The sequence below is a fragment of the Chitinophaga fulva genome (assembly GCF_012927205.1).
In the GTDB taxonomy this organism is placed as follows: domain Bacteria; phylum Bacteroidota; class Bacteroidia; order Chitinophagales; family Chitinophagaceae; genus Chitinophaga; species Chitinophaga fulva.
The window spans coordinates 2,215,861-2,233,469 of sequence record NZ_JABBGC010000001.1; the positions used below are offsets into that span (position 1 = coordinate 2,215,861).

The window sequence follows — 17,609 nt, forward strand, 5'->3', positions numbered from 1 at the left end:
TATGATGAACAGATTTAGTGTTGCATGAGCAGGGCCAACCGCTGGTCGTTGAAATCCAGCAGGGAATCCAACTGCATATTGGCCAGTGCATAACGCGGGTCGTGCCGGTTATGCGGTTCAGGTACTACCACCGTGGTCATCCGCGCTGCCTTGGCGGCTGTCATACCGGTAACGGAATCTTCAAAAGCGATACAGTCCAGCGGATCACTGTTGAGCGCCCTGGCGCAGGCCAGGTATACCGCCGGATGCGGTTTTCCGTAGTCTTCAAATTCTGCGGAATACACCGCCTGAAAATATTCCCGGATATGCAAATGCGCCAGTACCGCTTCAATCAGCCGCAGCGGGGAAGAAGAGGCCAGGCCCATTTTAAAATCTTTCGCTTTGAAAAACTCCAATATATACTGAAGACCTTCCATCGCCTTACCTTCCGCGATGATTTTAGCTGTCACGCTGTCAATGATTTCATTGGTCACCTGTTCGGTGCTCTTACCCTCCCATTTGAAATAGCTGTGCCAGTAGCTGACCACTTCGCGGGTACGAAGCCCGGTGGTTTTGTGTGTCAGCTCAGGGGAGAGCATAACGCCTACCGTTGCAAAAACCTCTCTCATCGCTATGCCCCACAATGGCTCTGAGTCTACCAGGAGGCCATCCATATCAAATATTACCGTATTGATCATAATTCCATTTTACGCCGCAAAGATAATAACGGGAAGATGACCACCGCTGAATTCTTGCGGCGAAATGGAGCGTTTGTCAATGAAAGACGGCAGGGGAGCGGATCTGGAGGGAAAACACAAAGCCGTTAAATGAAGAACGGCTTTAGCGGGAAATGTGTTATCAGCGGACTATCACTCCGGCAAGTCCCACGGTGACGGCTATCAATACCTGAACGATGCCATGAGCCAGCTCCTGCCGGGAGATGCCGGTCGCTCCGGGCATAGCACCGGCGAATGTGAATACGATGGTTAAAAGTAACAAGGGCAGGATAGCCAATATATAACTGGCCGCAATCCATCGGGAAGCTGATTTTCTAGTGTCTTTCATAGGTTACATTATTTAGATGAACAATGAGGGTAACGGGAGTTAATGATCAAAAATAATGATTTATTTTAATGTGATTTTCGCGGTGACACGCAATATGGCCGGAATCGCCGTCCCCGCACCTTTTCCCATAACAAAATGTTATACCCGATAAGCGGAGGTTATGACGAACAAAAAACCTGCAAAGTCTATCTTATTGATTATTAATTTATAAAGACTGATTTTCCCCATTTCTATGCGTTCCCGCCTTTTGATCTCCCCTCATTTCCCCCTCAAAAAAATTTTTGGAAAGACGGGTGGCATTTCTATCTTTGTATTACTCTACTAAAATTATAGGGAATATGGGTAATAGAATACGGAAGGTGATGAAGGGCCACTATAATTGTTGTTGCATGATAGCAGCAGCGGAACGCGTGTAGTATGCAACACAGATAAGTTAATAATACTAATCTCAGTTATACGACAGCCTCCGCAGACAGCGGAGGCTTTTTTACAACCAATACCAGCGATTTTTACCACCACCTGAAAATACGTTATATGCAAAGCTTCAGAACAGAACTTGAAAATCCCATAGTACAACAGGATATCATCGACCTGGAGAAGAAGATCCGCCTGTTCCGCGAAGGGGCTATCACGGACGAGAAATTCCGTAGCCTTCGCCTGGCGAGAGGGGTGTATGGTCAGCGTCAGCCCGGTGTGCAAATGGTGCGCATCAAATTGCCTTATGGCAAGATGACACTGCAACAGTGGAAACGCATCACAGAAGTATCCGACGAATATGCTACCAGCAACCTGCACCTGACCACCCGTCAGGATGTACAGATACACTACGTAAGCCTCGACAGAACGCCCGAACTGTGGCATACACTGGAACAGGATGAAATCACCATCCGCGAGGCCTGCGGCAACACCGTCCGCAACATCACGGCCTCTGACCGTGCTGGCATAGACCCGGAGGAACCATTTGATATCACTCCCTACGCAGACGCTACGTTCCGCTATTTCCTGCGCAACCCTGTCAGCCAGGAGATGGGCCGTAAAATAAAAATCGCTTTTTCCTCTTCTGAAAAAGATACTGCCTGGGCTTTCATGCACGACTTCGGCATGATCCCCAAAATAAAAATCATCGACGGTAAAGAAGTGCGCGGCTTCAAAGTACTGGTAGGCGGTGGTTTGGGCGCACAGCCCTTCCTGGCCAAACCGGTATATGAGTTTCTGGAAACAGACCTGCTCATTCCCTATATCGAAAACGTATTGCGCGTGTTCGACCGCTACGGCGAAAGGACCAGTCGAAACAAGGCCCGCATGAAGTTCCTCATCCAGAAAATAGGCATGGAGGAATTTGAGCGCCTGGTGAAAGAAGAATACAAAGCGGTGAAGGTGAAAAGCGTGCCGGTAGATGCCGACGCATGGCTTCAAACCACCCCACCGGTGATTGGTGAAGTACCTGCCTGGGAGATCAAAAATCCGGTGAAATACGAAGCGTGGAGAAAGACCAACGTGTTTGAACAAAAACAAAAAGGTTACTACGGCGCTTATGTGAAAATCACGCTGGGCAATATCGGCTCTGCTGTCAGCCGCCAGCTGATAGAAGCCCTGCGCCCGGTCGTTGCGGATGATGTAAGAGTGACCGCCAATCAGGGTCTGCTGCTGAAATTCATCCTGCCGGAACACCTGCCTTATGTGTACAGCGCACTGGAAGCGGCCGGCTTCGCTGAACCAGGATTCGACAGCATCGCGGACATCACCGCCTGCCCCGGCACTGATACCTGCAACCTTGGTATCTCCAACAGCACAGGCATCGCTAAAGTACTGGAGTCCGTTATCACCGACGAATTCCCCGACCTGATCTACAACAAAGACATCAAAATAAAAATCAGCGGCTGTATGAATTCCTGCGGCCAGCATGGTATCGCCAGTATTGGTTTCCATGGCTCGTCCATGAAGAGCGCCGGTAAAGTATTGCCAGCCCTTCAGGTACTGCTGGGTGGCGGTATCGTTGGCGACGGCGTAGGCCGTGTAGCCGATAAAGTGATTAAAGTGCCCAGCCGCCGCGGCCCTGATGTATTGCGCAGCCTCCTGCACGATTACGAAATCAACGGCACGGAAAATGAACTGTTCAATGAATATTATGACCGTCAGGGTGAGAAATATTTCTATGAACTGCTGAAACCACTGGCAGATCTGAGCACCATAACCCCCGCAGATTATATCGACTGGGGCCAGGCGGAAGACTATGCTACTGCTATCGGCGTGGGCGAGTGCGCCGGTGTTATCATCGACCTGGTGGCCACCCTGCTGCTCGAAGCGGAAGAAAAAGTAGAGCTCGCCAATATTGCGATCACTAACGGCGCTTACGCAGATGGTATCTATCATGCTTATTCTTCCTTTGTACAGGGCGCCAAAGCGCTGCTGCTCGGAGAAGCCGTAAGCGGCAACACCCAGATCGGCATCATCAACGATTTCGATAAACACTTCGTGGCGACAGGCAAATTCAGCTTTGAAACTGATTTCAAAACACAGGTATTGCAGATTAACGGCAACGAGCCTACGGAAAGTTTTGCTAAAACCTACTTCCAGCAGGCCCTGTCTTTTTACAATGCCGCACAGGCTTACCGGCAGAAAGCCGCTGAACCGGCGCAGGCATAATTTTGATCATCTTTTAATACTACACATCATGCAACAGATACAACCGAAACTCACATTGGTAGGCGCCGGTCCTGGCGATCCGGAACTGATTACCGTGAAAGGAATGAAAGCCATTCAGGAAGCGAAGGTAATCCTCTACGATGCCCTCTCCAGCAATGAACTGCTGGATTACGCTCCTGCCGGTTGTCTCCGCCGTTTTGTCGGAAAACGCGCGGGCATGCATGTGTATTCCCAGGAAGAAATCAACCGCATGATTGTAAAATATGCGCTCAGCTACGGCAGCGTGGTAAGGCTCAAAGGCGGCGACTCTTTCGTGTTTGGCCGCGGTCAGGAGGAAATAGCATTTGCCCAACAATTTGGCATCACGGCAGAAGTAGTACCGGGTATCTCCAGTGCTATTTCTGTACCGGGTGTCAATAAAATCCCGGTAACAGCCCGCAACGTCAGCGAAGGTTTTTGGGTGATCACGGGTAATACGCGCAACGGCAATCTCTCCCGTGACCTCGAATACGCTATCCAGGCCAACACCACCGTGGTAATCCTCATGGGCATGAGCAAACTGGCGGAAATAGCAAGTATTTTCGCCAACAGCGGCAGAGGCAATACCCCCGCTGCTATTATTCAGAATGGCACGCTGCCCAACCAGCAAATCGGTATGGGCCGTGTGGCAGACCTGCAGGAGATTGCCGCTGCACAACAGCTATGCAATCCGGCCATCATTGTGGTAGGGGAGGTAGTACGATTTCATGAAGATTTTGCCACCCTGCAGTCCAAAGTAGCCGAAGAACTTAAAATCGCTGTATAAATGGAAAATCAGTTATTTCCGGTTTTCTTTAAGCTCAACCGCCTCCACGTCCTCGTGGTAGGCGGTGGCCATATTGGGCTGGAGAAAGCGAATGCTATCCTGCAAAACTGCGCGGAAAGCAATATCACTGTTGTGTCGCTGGATTTTCTGCCCGAACTGGAAGACGTCGCCCGGCATTATCCCAATGTGGAGCTTATCCGCAAACCCTTTTCCTGCGGCGATCTGCTGGGAAAAGACCTGGTTATTGCTGCTACCAACGACAAAGCACTGAATTATGCTGTCTGGGAAAAAGCGAAAGGCGCAAAAGTGCTGATCAATGTGGCGGATACACCGGAATTGTGTGATTTTTACCTGGGATCTATTGTGCAGAAAGGCAGCCTGAAGATTGCCATCTCTACCAATGGTAAATCACCCACGGTGGCCAAACGCCTCAAACAGGTGCTGCAAGAGGCTATCCCCGATACCCTCGACGAAGTACTACATAAATTACATATCATCCGCGACAAGCTGAAAGGGGATTTTGCCGCCAAGGTGAAACGGCTCAATCATATCACGGATGTTCTGGTGAAACCGGAAAACGAAAACGCCTGATTAACCCTTCAACACCTCCAGCAGTACCTGCGCCTGGTTGTGGACAGTGTCTTTAGCCCCATATAACAAAGTTACCCGGTGATGTTTAGCCCGCTGCCGGATACTTTCCAGCAATTCTTTTTTCTCTTTCAGCTCAGCAAGATAACGGGTACGGAACTCCGGAAATTTCCCGTCCTCATGATGAAACCACTTCCGAAGGGCATCACTCGGTGCAATGTCTTTCAACCATTCGTCCACATGGACTTTGTCTTTGGACAGTCCCCGTGGCCACAGGCGGTCTACCAGGATACGGTATCCGTCACTTTCGGAAAAATCTTCATATACACGTTTAATCTGTATCATATCCTGATAACGGCCGGACGGCCGGAAAAGTTTTACGTATTATCTTTACCGTTATGCAAAATAATCAGGAAATCATCAACGCTACGGTAGCATATGTGAAGACCTCCCTGGAGGGAGCTGAGGGCGGCCACGACTGGTGGCATATTTACAGGGTATGGCAGTTGTCCCGGCAAATTGCCGCCCATGAAACCGCAGATATGTTGGTCGTGGAGCTGGGGGCCCTGTTGCACGACATCGCAGATTCCAAGTTCCATAATGGCGACGAAAATATCGGTCCTGCCCGTGCCCGTGCTTTTATGGCATCACAGGGGCTGCCGGAAGAAATCATCGTTCATGTGGAGAACATCATCCGGTATATTTCATTTAAAGGCGGTCATAATGACCATGCTTTCCGTTCCCCGGAACTGAGTGTGGTACAGGATGCCGACCGTCTGGATGCCATCGGCGCCATTGGTATCGCCAGGGCTTTCAATTACGGCGGATTTAAGAACCGGGCCATTTATGACCCTGCCGTGAAGCCTAATATGGTGATGACGCGGGAAGAGTATAAAACTAACACGGCGCCAACAATTAATCACTTTTACGAAAAGCTGTTATTGCTCAAAGACCGTATGAATACCAATACCGGCAGAGTTATGGCAGCGGAGCGGCATCAGTTTATGGAAACATTCCTGGAGCAATTCTACAAAGAGACCGGCTTCTAATCTAAAAAGAGCCGCTCCTACACTGAAACAGATTGCACGCTAAACTGAAATAGCGGATTGATTCTAAAATACACGCCTGAACAACATCGTAGCCCTGGGTTTAATAGATATCGAAAAACAACAGGGGCCGACATTTATGCCGGCCCCTGATATATTAAAGAAGATAAAATTATTTATCGAAGAACAGTGCTTTCAGCTCGTCAGCATCCTCCGGTTTCATTTTGCCACCCAGGATGAGGCGGAGCTGGCGGCGGCGAAGGGCGCCATCATATAATTTTTTTTCCTCTTCCGTGTCGGTGATAATGCCGGGAACGGGGCGGGAGTTGCCGTTGGGGTCGAGGGCTACAAAGGTCATAAAAGCCTCATTGGATTTGTAGCGGTATTGTTGTACCGGATCTTCTCCCCATACGCGCATGTGTACTTCCATGGAAGTATTGAAGGCGCGGCTCACTTTGGCTTCGATATGTACCACGTTACCCAGTTTAATGGGATTCTCGAAAGAAATATTATCTACGGAGGCGGTGACCACAGGGGCACTGCAGTGTTTCATACAGGCCAGTGCAGCAGCGATGTCCATCCAGTACATCAGGCGGCCTCCCATGAGGTTGCCGAAAGTATTGGTGTCGTTGGGCAGAACCAGTTCCGTCATCTGTATGAGCGAATCCTGCGCTCTCTTAGGCGTTAAAGTCATCTTTTTATTTATGTATTTCGGACGCAAATTTACAGTTTCTATTCGTTAGGAACGAAAGTCTCTGTAATAACAACAGGAGTTAATGCAGGTTTTTAACAAATAATTTCCCTCACTTGAAAATTCTTTAAAACCCACTGTGGTTCAATGATAAGAGCTGAACAGAAACCCGCAAAAATTAACAAACAAATAAAGCCACTGCGTAAAAAACTTGGGAGCGAAGCAAATTTGTGTAACTTTGCATGACCTCCGGAAGTAGTTTACTTGACAGGTATAACACCAAACGCAATCTGGCACTTCCCCCATTTAGGTCAAGTATTTTTAGCTGAATTTTAGTTTTTATGGCAAAATATATCTTCGTTACGGGAGGTGTTACTTCCTCTTTGGGTAAAGGAATTATAGCTGCTTCGCTGGCAAAACTCTTGCAGGCACGCGGCTTTAGAGTGACTATTCAGAAGTTCGATCCATATATCAACGTGGATCCGGGAACGTTAAACCCTTATGAGCACGGGGAATGTTACGTAACAGAAGATGGCGCGGAAACCGATCTGGACCTTGGACACTATGAGCGTTTCCTGAACACGCCTACATCCCAGGCCAACAACGTTACTACTGGCCGTATTTATCAGACTGTTATCAACAAGGAAAGAGAAGGCGCCTACCTGGGCAAAACCGTTCAGGTAATTCCGCACATCACCGACGAAATCAAACGTCGTATCCTCCTGTTGGGTAAAGATGGCAAATATGATATCGTGATTACTGAACTGGGTGGTACTGTGGGTGATATTGAATCTCTCCCTTATATTGAGGCTGTACGTCAGCTGCAATGGGAACTGGGCGAAGAAGACTGCCTGGTGGTACACCTTACGCTCATTCCTTACCTGCGTGCGGCAAAGGAACTGAAAACCAAGCCTACACAGCACTCGGTACGCCTGTTGAGCGAATATGGCGTTCATCCGGATATCATCGTTTGCCGTACGGAAGAGCCCATGTACCGCGATCTGAAAAAGAAAATCGCCTTGTTCTGTAACGTACAGGTAGATGCCGTGATCGAGGCGAATGACGTACCGACCATCTACGAAGTACCGCTGGAAATGATGCGCGAAAAACTGGACGTTTCTGTACTGAAAAGACTGAACCTGCCAGTGGAAAAAGAGCCTGAACTCACCAAATGGCGCGAATTCCTGGATAAACTCAAATATCCGAAATCCAAAGTGACCATTGGTCTGATCGGTAAGTACGTAGAGCTGCAGGATGCTTACAAATCCATTCTTGAATCATTTATACACGCCGGTTCACTCAACGAGTGCAAGGTAATTGTACAGAATATTCACTCTGAGCATATTACACAGGAAAACGTGTGTGAAAAACTGAAAAACCTCGATGGTCTGCTGGTAGCACCGGGCTTCGGTCACCGCGGTATAGAAGGTAAAATCGTGGCTATTCAGTATGCACGCGAAAACAACCTGCCTTTCTTCGGTATCTGCCTCGGTATGCAGATGAGCGTGGTGGAATTCTCCCGCAACGTACTCGGCTGGAAAGATGCGCACTCCGTGGAAATGAACCCTGATACTTCTCATCCGGTGATCAACCTGATGGAAGAACAGAAAAAAGTGACAGCTAAAGGAGGTACCATGCGTCTGGGTGCTTATACCTGCGACCTGATACCTGGTTCCAAAGCCTCTGAAATCTATGGCGGCGCTACTACCATCAGCGAAAGACACCGTCACCGCTACGAGTTCAACAACGAATACCTGGAGCAGATCGAGAAAGCTGGTATGCTCCCTTCCGGTAAAAACCCGGAAAGCGGTCTCGTGGAAATGATCGAAATCCCCGGACACCCGTTCTTCGTGGGCTCCCAATTCCACCCTGAACTGAAAAGCACCGTGGAAAGCCCTGCACCACTCTTCGTGTCCTTTATTAAAGCCGCTAAACAATACGCGGAAAATAAAAATGGCAAAACGAAGGTGGCAGAGGAAAAAGTCGCCCAGTAATCTTCAGATACAGTTATTGTATAATGTATAAAATTTAAAATGCAGCGGATAGGCGAGGCAGCCATATTCGCTGCATTTTAAATATATAAATAATCGGAAAATCAGGAGCGGCCATTGTTTTAGCCGGGCCCAACATGGGTTTTACCTGTTTAACAGGCCTTTCACCTAAAAAGGGGTGCTCAAATGATAAATCCTGCTTACCTTTGCTGCCTAAATTTTTAATTGCATTTCATGGATAGAAATTCGGTTATTGGGTTTTTACTGTTAGGTGTTTTACTGGTAGGATATATTTTCTATAACCAGAAACAACAGGGAAATATAGCCAGGGAGAAAGCCCGGCAAGATTCCATTGCAAATCTGAACAAGCCTAAAGCGCCTGTTGCCGATTCACTGACAGCCATTGCCAACGGAGGTACACTGGATTCAGCCCATCAGGCTCAACTGGCCGGCGAATTCGGGCTTTTTGCCACTGCTGCGGTAGCACCAGTGCAGACAACAGTGATGGAAAACGATGATGTTAAAGTTACTTTCTCTAATAAAGGTGGTCAACCGATCAGTGTTCAACTGAAAAAATTCAAGACTTCTGAAGGCGGACCATTGATGCTGGCACAGGGATCTTTTAACCGTCTTTCTGTAGAAGTACCTGCCAGCGCTACTAAAGTGCTGAACAGCGCTGACCTGTTTTTCACTGCCGGTCCTGTACAGAAACTGGCAGACGGCGGACAGTCTATCAGCTATCGCCTGAATACTTCCAACCCTGCTGTATACCTGGAGTTTGTTTATGGTATTAAACCAGGCAGCTACGTTGTGAATTATAATGTACATGCTGTTGGTTTCCAGAATATCCTGCCCGGCAATCAGAACTACCTGACCCTGCAGTGGAACAGCCAGAACGACAAACAGGAGCATGACATGGAGAACGAGCGCCTTAACAACCAGGTGCACTACATGTTAACCAACGATAAACATGACTATTTCACGCTGCAACGTACCAGCCACGAAAAACTGGACAACAAGCTGAAATGGATCAGTGTAAAACAACAGTTCTTCAACACCACCCTGATCGCTAAAAGTGGTAGCTTCGACGCGGCAGACGTGAACACCAAAGTGCCACAGAGCGGTAACATCGTAGGACAGGCTTTCACCACCATTACGATCCCTTACAACCGCGCCAACGATTTCTCTTTCCCGATTGACATCTACTATGGCCCTAACCACTACAAAACACTGAAGTCTTTCGATCTGGGCCTGGAAAAAATCATTCCACTGGGCTCTGGTATCTTCGCCTTCGTAAAATATGTGAACAAATGGATCATCATACCGGTGTTTAACTTCCTCAGCGGATTTATCGGAAACTACGGTGTGATCATCATCCTGCTCACTATCTTCATCCGTTTACTGATTGCGCCTTTCACCTACCAGAGCTATGTGTCTCAGGCTAAAATGAAAGTGCTGAAACCGGAAATTGATGAGCTGCGCGCCAAACACGGCGATGACCAACAGGCTTTCGGTATGGACCAGATGAAACTGTTCAAGAGCGCCGGTGTGAACCCGCTGGGAGGCTGTTTACCAGCCCTGCTGCAGCTGCCTATCCTCGTGGCCATGTACAGCTTCTTCCCGTCTTCCATCGAGCTGCGTCAGGAAAGTTTCCTGTGGGCGAAGGACTTGTCTACTTACGACTCTATCCTGAACCTGCCGTTCAACGTGCCTTTCTATGGTAACCACGTGAGCCTGTTCACCATCCTGATGACCATCACGAGCCTGGTCCTGGCCTTCTACAACCGTGGAATGACCGATCAGAGCAACCCGGTGATGAAGTACATGCCTTACGTCATGCCGATCATGCTGTTGGGTATCTTCAACCGCCTGGCTGCCGCGCTTACCTTCTACTACTTCCTGTCCAACGTGATCAGCATCCTGCTGCAATGGGTGCTCCAGACTTTTGTCATCAACCACGACAAGATCCACGCGCAGATCCAGGAAAACAAGAAAAAGCCTGTTTCCAAATCCAAATGGCAGGAAAAGCTGGAGGAAGTTCAGCGCCGCCAGCAGGGTCCGCAACAGGGCAAAAAATAAAGTTGCCGATAGTTATTCAAAATAAATAGTAAAGCCCCCGGCAGATTGCCGGGGGCTTTTTTCAACTGATAGTTATATGAAGAAAAGCTTGTTATTGATGATGATGCTGGCAGGAGGAATGTCAGCCGCCTATGCGCAGGACACCGACACTATCCCTGATGCGCGCCGTATCCAGGAGACGGTGAATTATCTTGCTTCCGACAAACTGAAGGGGAGAGGCACCGCCGAGAAAGGAGGCCGTACCGCCAGTCGTTATGTGGCACGGCAGTTTAAGAAACTGGGACTGAAACCTGCCAATGGCGCCAGCTACTTCCAGGATTTTACGTTTGACCGCAACGCGCACAAGGATATCCCCAGCCGTAACGTAGCCGCTTTCCTCGATAACGGTGCCGCCCGTACGATTATTATTGGTGCACACTATGATCATCTTGGCACCGCCGGTCTTTTTGATGGTAAATACCCGATTGGCCAGATACACAATGGCGCCGATGATAACGCATCCGGCGTGGCTGGCCTGCTTGAACTGGCCCGTCACTATGTGAAAAATGCCGGAAAAGAGCCTTTTAACTTCCTTTTCATCGCTTTTGGCGGTGAAGAGCTGGGCCTGCAGGGATCGAAATATTATACAGCACATCCACTGATGCCGCTGGATAAAATGCATTTTATGCTCAACATGGACATGATTGGCCGCTATAACCCGGAAAGGGGCATCGGTATTGGTGGTTATGGCAGTGCAGAGGAATGGCCGGAAGTGTTTAAAGATGTACAGCAACCGGGTATCAAATATTTCACTGATGCAGCCGGTAAGGGAGCTTCCGATCATCACAACTTTTACATCAATAAAGTTCCGGTGCTGTTTTTCCACACCGGCGGGCATGACGATTACCACAAGCCAACAGATGATGCGCCCAAATTGCAGGCAGCATCTGAAGCGGGTATTTTGCAGCTGGGCATTCAGCTGATCAATAAAGCCATGACTTTCTCTGAATTACATTATGTGGGAGAAAAATAGGGAAATAACAAAATATCAACATCAGTTCAGCACTTCCACTTCATAAACAGGACTGAACAGATAAATACGTTTAGACGCTACCTCTTCACAGCGGTAGCGTTTTCTTATTCTTTCCCCTTTGCGGAAGATGCGGCCGTCTTTGGTTTTGAAGAGTTGATGAAGGGGCAGTTGCTCTACGAGGAAGTGCGTGTCTTTGCGGTTGTCGTCGTAGTTACGGAGCACACGCATCAGGTTTTCGTCGGCACAGCTGCTGGCAGCGGGATTGGTCATACTTTGGCGTACCGCCAGTTCTACATCGTGAGGGAGGTAACCTTTGCCTACAAAACTGTGGAGGATAGCGGAAAATTCCTGTTTCCACTCTTTGCCATGTGCCGGTACCCGGTTGGCGTATTTGTTAAAGGTGGTAAGATGGGCGATCTCATGCAGTAACGTGATAAGAAAGGAATATCTGTTCAGCGATCCGTTGATGCTGATCCGGTGTCCTTTTCCATTTCCGTCAGGGTGACGGTAGTCACCCAGTATGCTTTGCCTTTCCCGGGTGATGGTAAGATGGACTTTATATAGGAGCAAAAATTCCATCACCTGGTCAAAGGTGCCTTCGGGCAAATAGGACGCTAATGCATGCAGGGGCGCCTCTTTTTTCACTGCCAATTACTTTTTAAGCCTGGTAAGCCGGAAGAGGCTCCATGTTTCAAATACGGTGTACAACAAGTACAGGGACAAAAGCAAAAAGATGGTCACTTTACTGACGTTGGGCCGGTAAATGAGCACATAAATGGCAATACCAAGTACGCACAGCATCAGTTTGCTGAGTGTGGAACCGTATACAGCGCGGATGAAGGCATTGTGGTTGGCAGAAGCAAGCCCTTTGCGGCTCATCAGGTAGGAGGCCAGGGTGATAAGTGCCATAGCCAGATTGCCGGCCAGCAATACATAAAAGTGTATGCCGGATTCCAGCAATCTGGGCTTGAAAAATATCGTCAGGCCGTTTAATACTCCAAAAATCGAAAATAATCTGATTAAAAATCTATCGCTCATTACCGACGGGTGTCTTTTATAATTTGCCACAAAAGTATGGCTAAAGCCAATAAAGAAAAAATGATGAGGAATACAGGGAACCGCCAGCCAATTTTTTGGTCCAGCTTGTACCCCACAAATACCCCCAACCCTAATGTGGTCATCATTTGAAACGCCAGTCCGGCATAGCGCATGACCGGATTATTACGTTTACTCGGCTTCCTGGAGGACGGATTTTCCATGTTTCTGCGTTTCTGGCTGCTGATCGTCCATGTAGCAACGGCCATTGAACTTGGCTGATGGCTCCATTTCGAAATGAGCAGTGTACACATCTCCCTTTACGAGGGCATTCCCTTTCAGGAACAGTGTGTCTTCCACTTTGATGATACCAGTCACCTTACCGAGAATGTCTGCGCTCTGACATACCAGGTCGCCGATAATGTCGCCTTCCGGACCTACCACGATTTTAGCTTTGGTGGATACCAGCCCGTTTACCTGGCCATCTATCCGGATATCTCCTTCACATACGATATCGCCCTGGATAGAAGTGCCGCTGCCTATAATGTTAATAGTCGACGTGGGTAACAGGTTCTTGCCATCACCCTTTGAGTTTGATTTGTTATTAAACATAGGTTTTCAGGTTTTTCAGCTTTAAATAATGTAAGATAAAAATATATAATTATTTTGTTATTTGAATATTGGTTATTTTGGTAACTACCGGATATGGTTTATCCCGAACACTTAACAATCCAGTTCAAATAACAATTTCCAATTGACTAAGTTCTCAATCCCGGAATCCTCTAAAATTTCTAAGTATTTGAATTTTAATACGTGCTGTTATCTACTTTCGGCACTTTTAACATGGTTGTGTCCAGTTTGCCGGTAAAATCCCCATTGATCACTTGTTTGATGTTCTTCAGGTAAAGGTCCCGTTGATTAATGGCTGTTTCCAGGGAATCCGCCCTCATTTTCAGATGAATGAATTCCTTGCGCTGTTTCAGGTCTCCATAGCCGGGGATATAATAACGTAATGGTGTAAATACTACTGTCGCCACCGTAATAGCCACCAGTAATACAAACAGGGTGCTCAAAGCGATATAAACACTCATTCTGGACAGTTTGAAGGAGGTCACTTCTTCATAGGTGTCGTCATTCATAATCACCAGACGGTATTTATGACTGAGTTTTTCAAGGTTTCGTCTGTTGTTTTTTTTCCCCTTCTTGGCCATTTTTTTGGTGTGCTTATAGAGATTTATTCGTTTTCAGGCGGCTAAAGTTAATCAATCCCACCAATTGATCCACTATTTTATCCTATCTTTAAAATATTTTTTCAAACTTACAGTTATATATACAGCCTATACACCCTGGCATCCATGAATCGCTATAAATCGCTACGTCATTATCCGGTATTATTTTTTTTATTGTTGTGCATGGCTCCGGCGGTTTTGGCTCAAATCAAGCCCCGCAACCAGGCGCAGCAGCAGCAACCACGACAACAGGACCCTCAAAGTCAGTCCCAAAAGCCGCTACTCAACAAGCCGCTCTTCAAGCCAAAAGAGCCGCGCATACAGGATAGGCGGCCACCTTCCGAAGTGATGCTGGAAAAAAAACACTGGACTTTCAAACGCAGGTTCTTCCAGAACCTGGCGACCCGTTATAACTATTATTTCCATGCCCGGGTAAAGCTGGACAAGGTGGTGAAAACCGTCAACCGTGACGGTCAGGACAATTACAATGTACTGCTGCCTTTTTACCCCACCAGCCTGCAAAGTCAGGGATTCAGCAAAACAGAGCTGGACTCCGTGATCGAAAAAACCAATATGGCCATCCAGCTGCACGACCCCCGCGGTAAATGGATCGATGACTGTTTCCTCCTCATGGGACGTGCCTACTTCTATGAAGGTGACCTGGAAAATGCCAATAAAACCTTTCAGTATATCAACCTCACTTTCGCGCCCAAGAAAAAAGACGAATACAAAACCGTCGTAGGCGCCAGTGAAAACGATCATATCTCCATCGCTACCCGCGAAAAGCGGAAAGGCATCCTCGGTCGCTTCAAACACGTGTCCGCCCGTAACGATGCCTTCCTCTGGCGTGCTAAGACCCTGTTGGAACAAAAAGAATATGATGAAGTACAGGCGCTGCTCAATATCCTGAGCACGGATCCCAAGTTCCCGCACCGCCTCGACGGCGGCCTGGCGGAAGTAAGGGCCTACAGTAACTATATCCAGGGCCGTTATCCGGAAACAATCGAACCGCTGAAAATTGCCATCGATAAAAGCCGTGACCGGGTGGCAAGAGCCAGGATGCACTTCATCCTTGGTCAACTGTACCTGCAACAGCACCATGCCGATTCGGCCATGGACAAGTTCCGAGATGTGATCGCCTCGAAGCCCGATCCTATGATGGACTTTCAGGCCCGTCTCCAGATCGCTAAAATCAATGCTAAAGAAGAAGGCGGACTGGCACGCAGCCAGGAAGGCCTGCGCCATATGCTGAAAAAAGAGCGCTTCAGCCGCTTCCGGGATGCTATCCTCTACACCATGGGCACCCTCGCATACCCCGCAGACGCAGAAGCAGCCCTCGGTTACCTGCAGAAATCACTCAAAGCCGGTAGTGACAATATGGTGCAGCGCACGCTGACCTACAAAGCCATCGCCGATATCTACTACGATCAGCGCCAGTACCTGGACGCTAAAAAATACTACGACAGCACCGCCGGCACCATGACGCCCGACTTCGTGGACGCGGCTACCGTCAACGTACGCAAAACGGTGCTCGCCGACGTGGCCGCCAAACGCGCCGTTATCCAACGGGAAGACAGCCTGCAACGGATTGCTGCCATGCCGGAATCTGACCGCAATATTTTCCTCGCTAAAATGGCGGCTACCCTCAAAACTGCCGCTGCGGAAAAGAAAAAGAACGATGCCATACAAGGCGCCAATTCGTATGACAACCCGGCCTTCGGGATGAACAGCAACGGCGCCTACAGCCCTAAAGAAGAAAAAGGCGACTGGTATTTCTATAACCCTGCCAGTAAATCAACCGGTTATTCTGAGTTCAAACGCCGCTGGGGCAGCCGTCAGGTGGCCGATAACTGGCGCCGTAGCCAGGCTGGTAACCTCCACGTGGCCAATAACAACGACGCTCCGGTGCAAATGAGCACCGATGGCGCCACCGCTGCTGCTACACCGGAAAGCCTGCCACCAGACAGCATTACCGGCGAACGCCTGGCACAAGGGCTGCCGCTGACACCAGAAAAACTGGCGAACTCCCACAAACTGGACCAGGACGCCCGCTTTGAACTGGGCAAACTGTACTACGACAAACTGGAGAATTACCCGTTGGCCATAGAAACCTACGACTCACTGCTGCTCAAATATCCTGACCATCCGCGTAAACCGGAGATACTCTACTCCTTATACGTATGGCACGGTAAATTGAACCACGCTGCTGACGTAGCCCGCTTAAAAGATATCATACTGAAACAGTACGGTAACACTAACTACACCGACATCATCCGCTCCGGTGGCAACCGTGACACGGACCTGGCCCGGAAAAAGACCATCAGCGCTACTTACGATTCCGCCTATACGGCTTTCCGCAGCGGGGACGTGGCTGGTGCGCTCGCCATCAAACGCCGCGCAGACAGCACTTACGGCGTTAACTTCATGCAGGGTAAATTCGACCTGCTGGAAGCCATGGCCATCGTGAAACAGGATACCCTGATTGGCGTGGACAGCACCCAGGCTTCCCGTAAAGCAGTGCTGGCCGTAATGAACAAATATCCTGGCGATGAAGGTATCCATCAGCAAACACAGGCCCTGCTCGATGCACTCGACCACCGCAATGAACTGGTGAACTATCTCGCTAAACTGGAAATACGGAAAGACAATAATGGTGGCCCGCTGCTGGATGAAAACATTTCTATGCGGTATCCCTGGCAGAACCCGCAACCGGTGCTGGTTGACAGGATCAATGGCGCCAAAACGCCTGCCGCACTGGCAGACTCTGCTCATGTCTCCAACCAGATAGCCGGTGTTGTGCCCACTGCGCCTATTGCCACGGTAGCGCCACCACCGCCGCCGAAACCGGTAACACCTTATAAACTCTCTTCAGATAACCCGCACTTCGTGGTGCTGGCATTTCAACGCGTCTCCAAAGAGCTGATGGATGAAGGGCTGAACCAGTTCACCCGCTACAATGCCTCCAAACACGCTACCGATAAAATCGAGGTAGGCAGTTTTGTTTTGTCTCCTTCTGAAACCATGCTGATTTTCAGGATATTCGCGAATGAAGACAAAGCGCTGAACTATTTCGATGAAATCCGGGAAGAAGCCGCTGTTAGCATTATCCCCAGGATAAGGCCCACGGATTATTCCTTTTTTGTCATATCAAGAGATAATTTCATACTGCTGAACAGCACGAAAGACCTGATCGGTTACAGGAAGTTTTTTTCGGACAATTATGTAACGCAGTGATATTTAGGGATTTTTTGATTTACGATTTTTTGATTTGAAGTTTGTCTGAACGTCTTTTAAATTAAAAAAATCTTAAAATCAACAAATCCCTAATATATTTAACAGATTTTTAGATTTGAGATCTATTGATTTGTGGTGGCTCATGCATCCTATAAATCAATAAATCTCAAAATCAGTAAATCCCTAAATATTTAATAGATTTGTGGGTC

General features: G+C 48.4%; 17 protein-coding genes. 8 read left to right on the plus strand and 9 right to left on the minus strand.

The window, feature by feature from the left end; all coding sequences use genetic code 11:
- Positions 1-14: 14 nt before the first annotated feature.
- Both hxpB and HHL17_RS09230 read right to left on the minus strand, forming a co-directional pair.
- Positions 15-677 (minus strand): hexitol phosphatase HxpB, encoded by a 663-nt coding sequence (gene hxpB / locus HHL17_RS09225; protein WP_169224441.1) that lies wholly within the window; start codon positions 675-677, stop codon positions 15-17.
- 160 nt (positions 678-837) lie between these two features.
- Positions 838-1,044: a hypothetical protein gene (locus tag HHL17_RS09230; RefSeq protein WP_169224442.1), complete on the minus strand. Its 207-nt coding sequence runs from the start codon at positions 1,042-1,044 to the stop codon at positions 838-840.
- 534 nt (positions 1,045-1,578) lie between these two features.
- Here HHL17_RS09230 and HHL17_RS09235 point away from each other — a divergent pair.
- The 3 genes from HHL17_RS09235 to HHL17_RS09245 are packed head-to-tail and all read left to right on the plus strand — an operon-like array spanning position 1,579 to position 5,086.
- Positions 1,579-3,690 (plus strand): nitrite reductase, encoded by a 2,112-nt coding sequence (locus HHL17_RS09235; protein WP_169224443.1) that lies wholly within the window; start codon positions 1,579-1,581, stop codon positions 3,688-3,690.
- A gap of 28 nt (positions 3,691-3,718) precedes the next feature.
- The gene (gene cobA, locus HHL17_RS09240) at positions 3,719-4,495 is read left to right on the plus strand and encodes a uroporphyrinogen-III C-methyltransferase (protein WP_169224444.1); all 777 of its coding nucleotides are present in this window, start codon (positions 3,719-3,721) and stop codon (positions 4,493-4,495) included.
- Positions 4,496-5,086 carry a precorrin-2 dehydrogenase/sirohydrochlorin ferrochelatase family protein gene (locus tag HHL17_RS09245; protein WP_169224445.1) on the plus strand — a complete coding sequence of 197 codons (591 nt, stop codon included), beginning with the start codon at positions 4,496-4,498 and terminating at the stop codon, positions 5,084-5,086.
- Here HHL17_RS09245 and HHL17_RS09250 read toward each other — a convergent pair whose 3' ends face one another.
- Complete coding sequence (locus tag HHL17_RS09250) at positions 5,087-5,428, minus strand: DUF488 domain-containing protein (RefSeq protein ID WP_169224446.1); 342 nt, start codon at positions 5,426-5,428, stop codon at positions 5,087-5,089.
- Between the two features lie 53 nt (positions 5,429-5,481).
- Here HHL17_RS09250 and HHL17_RS09255 point away from each other — a divergent pair, with 53 nt between their 5' ends.
- A complete protein-coding gene (locus HHL17_RS09255; protein WP_169224447.1) occupies positions 5,482-6,132 on the plus strand; it encodes an HD domain-containing protein in 651 nt (216 codons plus the stop codon).
- A gap of 169 nt (positions 6,133-6,301) precedes the next feature.
- Here the strand turns inward: HHL17_RS09255 and HHL17_RS09260 are convergent, their stop codons facing one another.
- Positions 6,302-6,823 carry an acyl-CoA thioesterase gene (locus tag HHL17_RS09260; RefSeq protein WP_169224448.1) on the minus strand — a complete coding sequence of 174 codons (522 nt, stop codon included), beginning with the start codon at positions 6,821-6,823 and terminating at the stop codon, positions 6,302-6,304.
- A gap of 338 nt (positions 6,824-7,161) precedes the next feature.
- Here HHL17_RS09260 and HHL17_RS09265 point away from each other — a divergent pair, with 338 nt between their 5' ends.
- The 3 genes from HHL17_RS09265 to HHL17_RS09275 all read left to right on the plus strand — a co-directional run bounded on the left by HHL17_RS09265 (position 7,162) and on the right by HHL17_RS09275 (position 11,902).
- Positions 7,162-8,814, plus strand: a complete 1,653-nt coding sequence (locus tag HHL17_RS09265) for a CTP synthase (protein WP_169224449.1) — start codon at positions 7,162-7,164, stop codon at positions 8,812-8,814.
- Positions 8,815-9,045: 231 nt separating this feature from the next.
- Complete coding sequence (gene yidC / locus HHL17_RS09270; protein ID WP_169224450.1) at positions 9,046-10,890, plus strand: membrane protein insertase YidC; 1,845 nt, start codon at positions 9,046-9,048, stop codon at positions 10,888-10,890.
- 76 nt (positions 10,891-10,966) lie between these two features.
- Positions 10,967-11,902 (plus strand): M20/M25/M40 family metallo-hydrolase, encoded by a 936-nt coding sequence (locus tag HHL17_RS09275; protein WP_169224451.1) that lies wholly within the window; start codon positions 10,967-10,969, stop codon positions 11,900-11,902.
- Positions 11,903-11,923: 21 nt separating this feature from the next.
- On the opposite strand, the gene HHL17_RS09280 is transcribed toward HHL17_RS09275, so the two are convergent.
- The 5 genes from HHL17_RS09280 to HHL17_RS09300 form a co-directional block, all read right to left on the minus strand.
- The gene (locus HHL17_RS09280; protein ID WP_169224452.1) at positions 11,924-12,547 is read right to left on the minus strand and encodes a SprT-like domain-containing protein; all 624 of its coding nucleotides are present in this window, start codon (positions 12,545-12,547) and stop codon (positions 11,924-11,926) included.
- Between the two features lie 6 nt (positions 12,548-12,553).
- Positions 12,554-12,811 (minus strand): hypothetical protein, encoded by a 258-nt coding sequence (locus HHL17_RS09285; RefSeq protein WP_169224453.1) that lies wholly within the window; start codon positions 12,809-12,811, stop codon positions 12,554-12,556.
- Positions 12,812-12,939: 128 nt separating this feature from the next.
- Entirely contained in the window at positions 12,940-13,161 is a 222-nt protein-coding gene (locus HHL17_RS09290) for an AtpZ/AtpI family protein (RefSeq protein ID WP_240975114.1), read from the minus strand.
- Positions 13,130-13,549 (minus strand): bactofilin family protein, encoded by a 420-nt coding sequence (locus HHL17_RS09295; RefSeq protein WP_169224455.1) that lies wholly within the window; start codon positions 13,547-13,549, stop codon positions 13,130-13,132. The genes HHL17_RS09290 and HHL17_RS09295 overlap by 32 nt, the downstream gene beginning before the upstream one ends.
- A gap of 194 nt (positions 13,550-13,743) precedes the next feature.
- Positions 13,744-14,076 carry a hypothetical protein gene (locus HHL17_RS09300; RefSeq protein WP_240975115.1) on the minus strand — a complete coding sequence of 111 codons (333 nt, stop codon included), beginning with the start codon at positions 14,074-14,076 and terminating at the stop codon, positions 13,744-13,746.
- Between the two features lie 273 nt (positions 14,077-14,349).
- Here HHL17_RS09300 and porW point away from each other — a divergent pair, with 273 nt between their 5' ends.
- Positions 14,350-17,400, plus strand: coding sequence for a type IX secretion system periplasmic lipoprotein PorW/SprE (porW, locus tag HHL17_RS09305; RefSeq protein ID WP_169224457.1), 3,051 nt, complete (start codon positions 14,350-14,352; stop codon positions 17,398-17,400).
- The last annotated feature ends 209 nt before the right edge of the window (positions 17,401-17,609 follow it).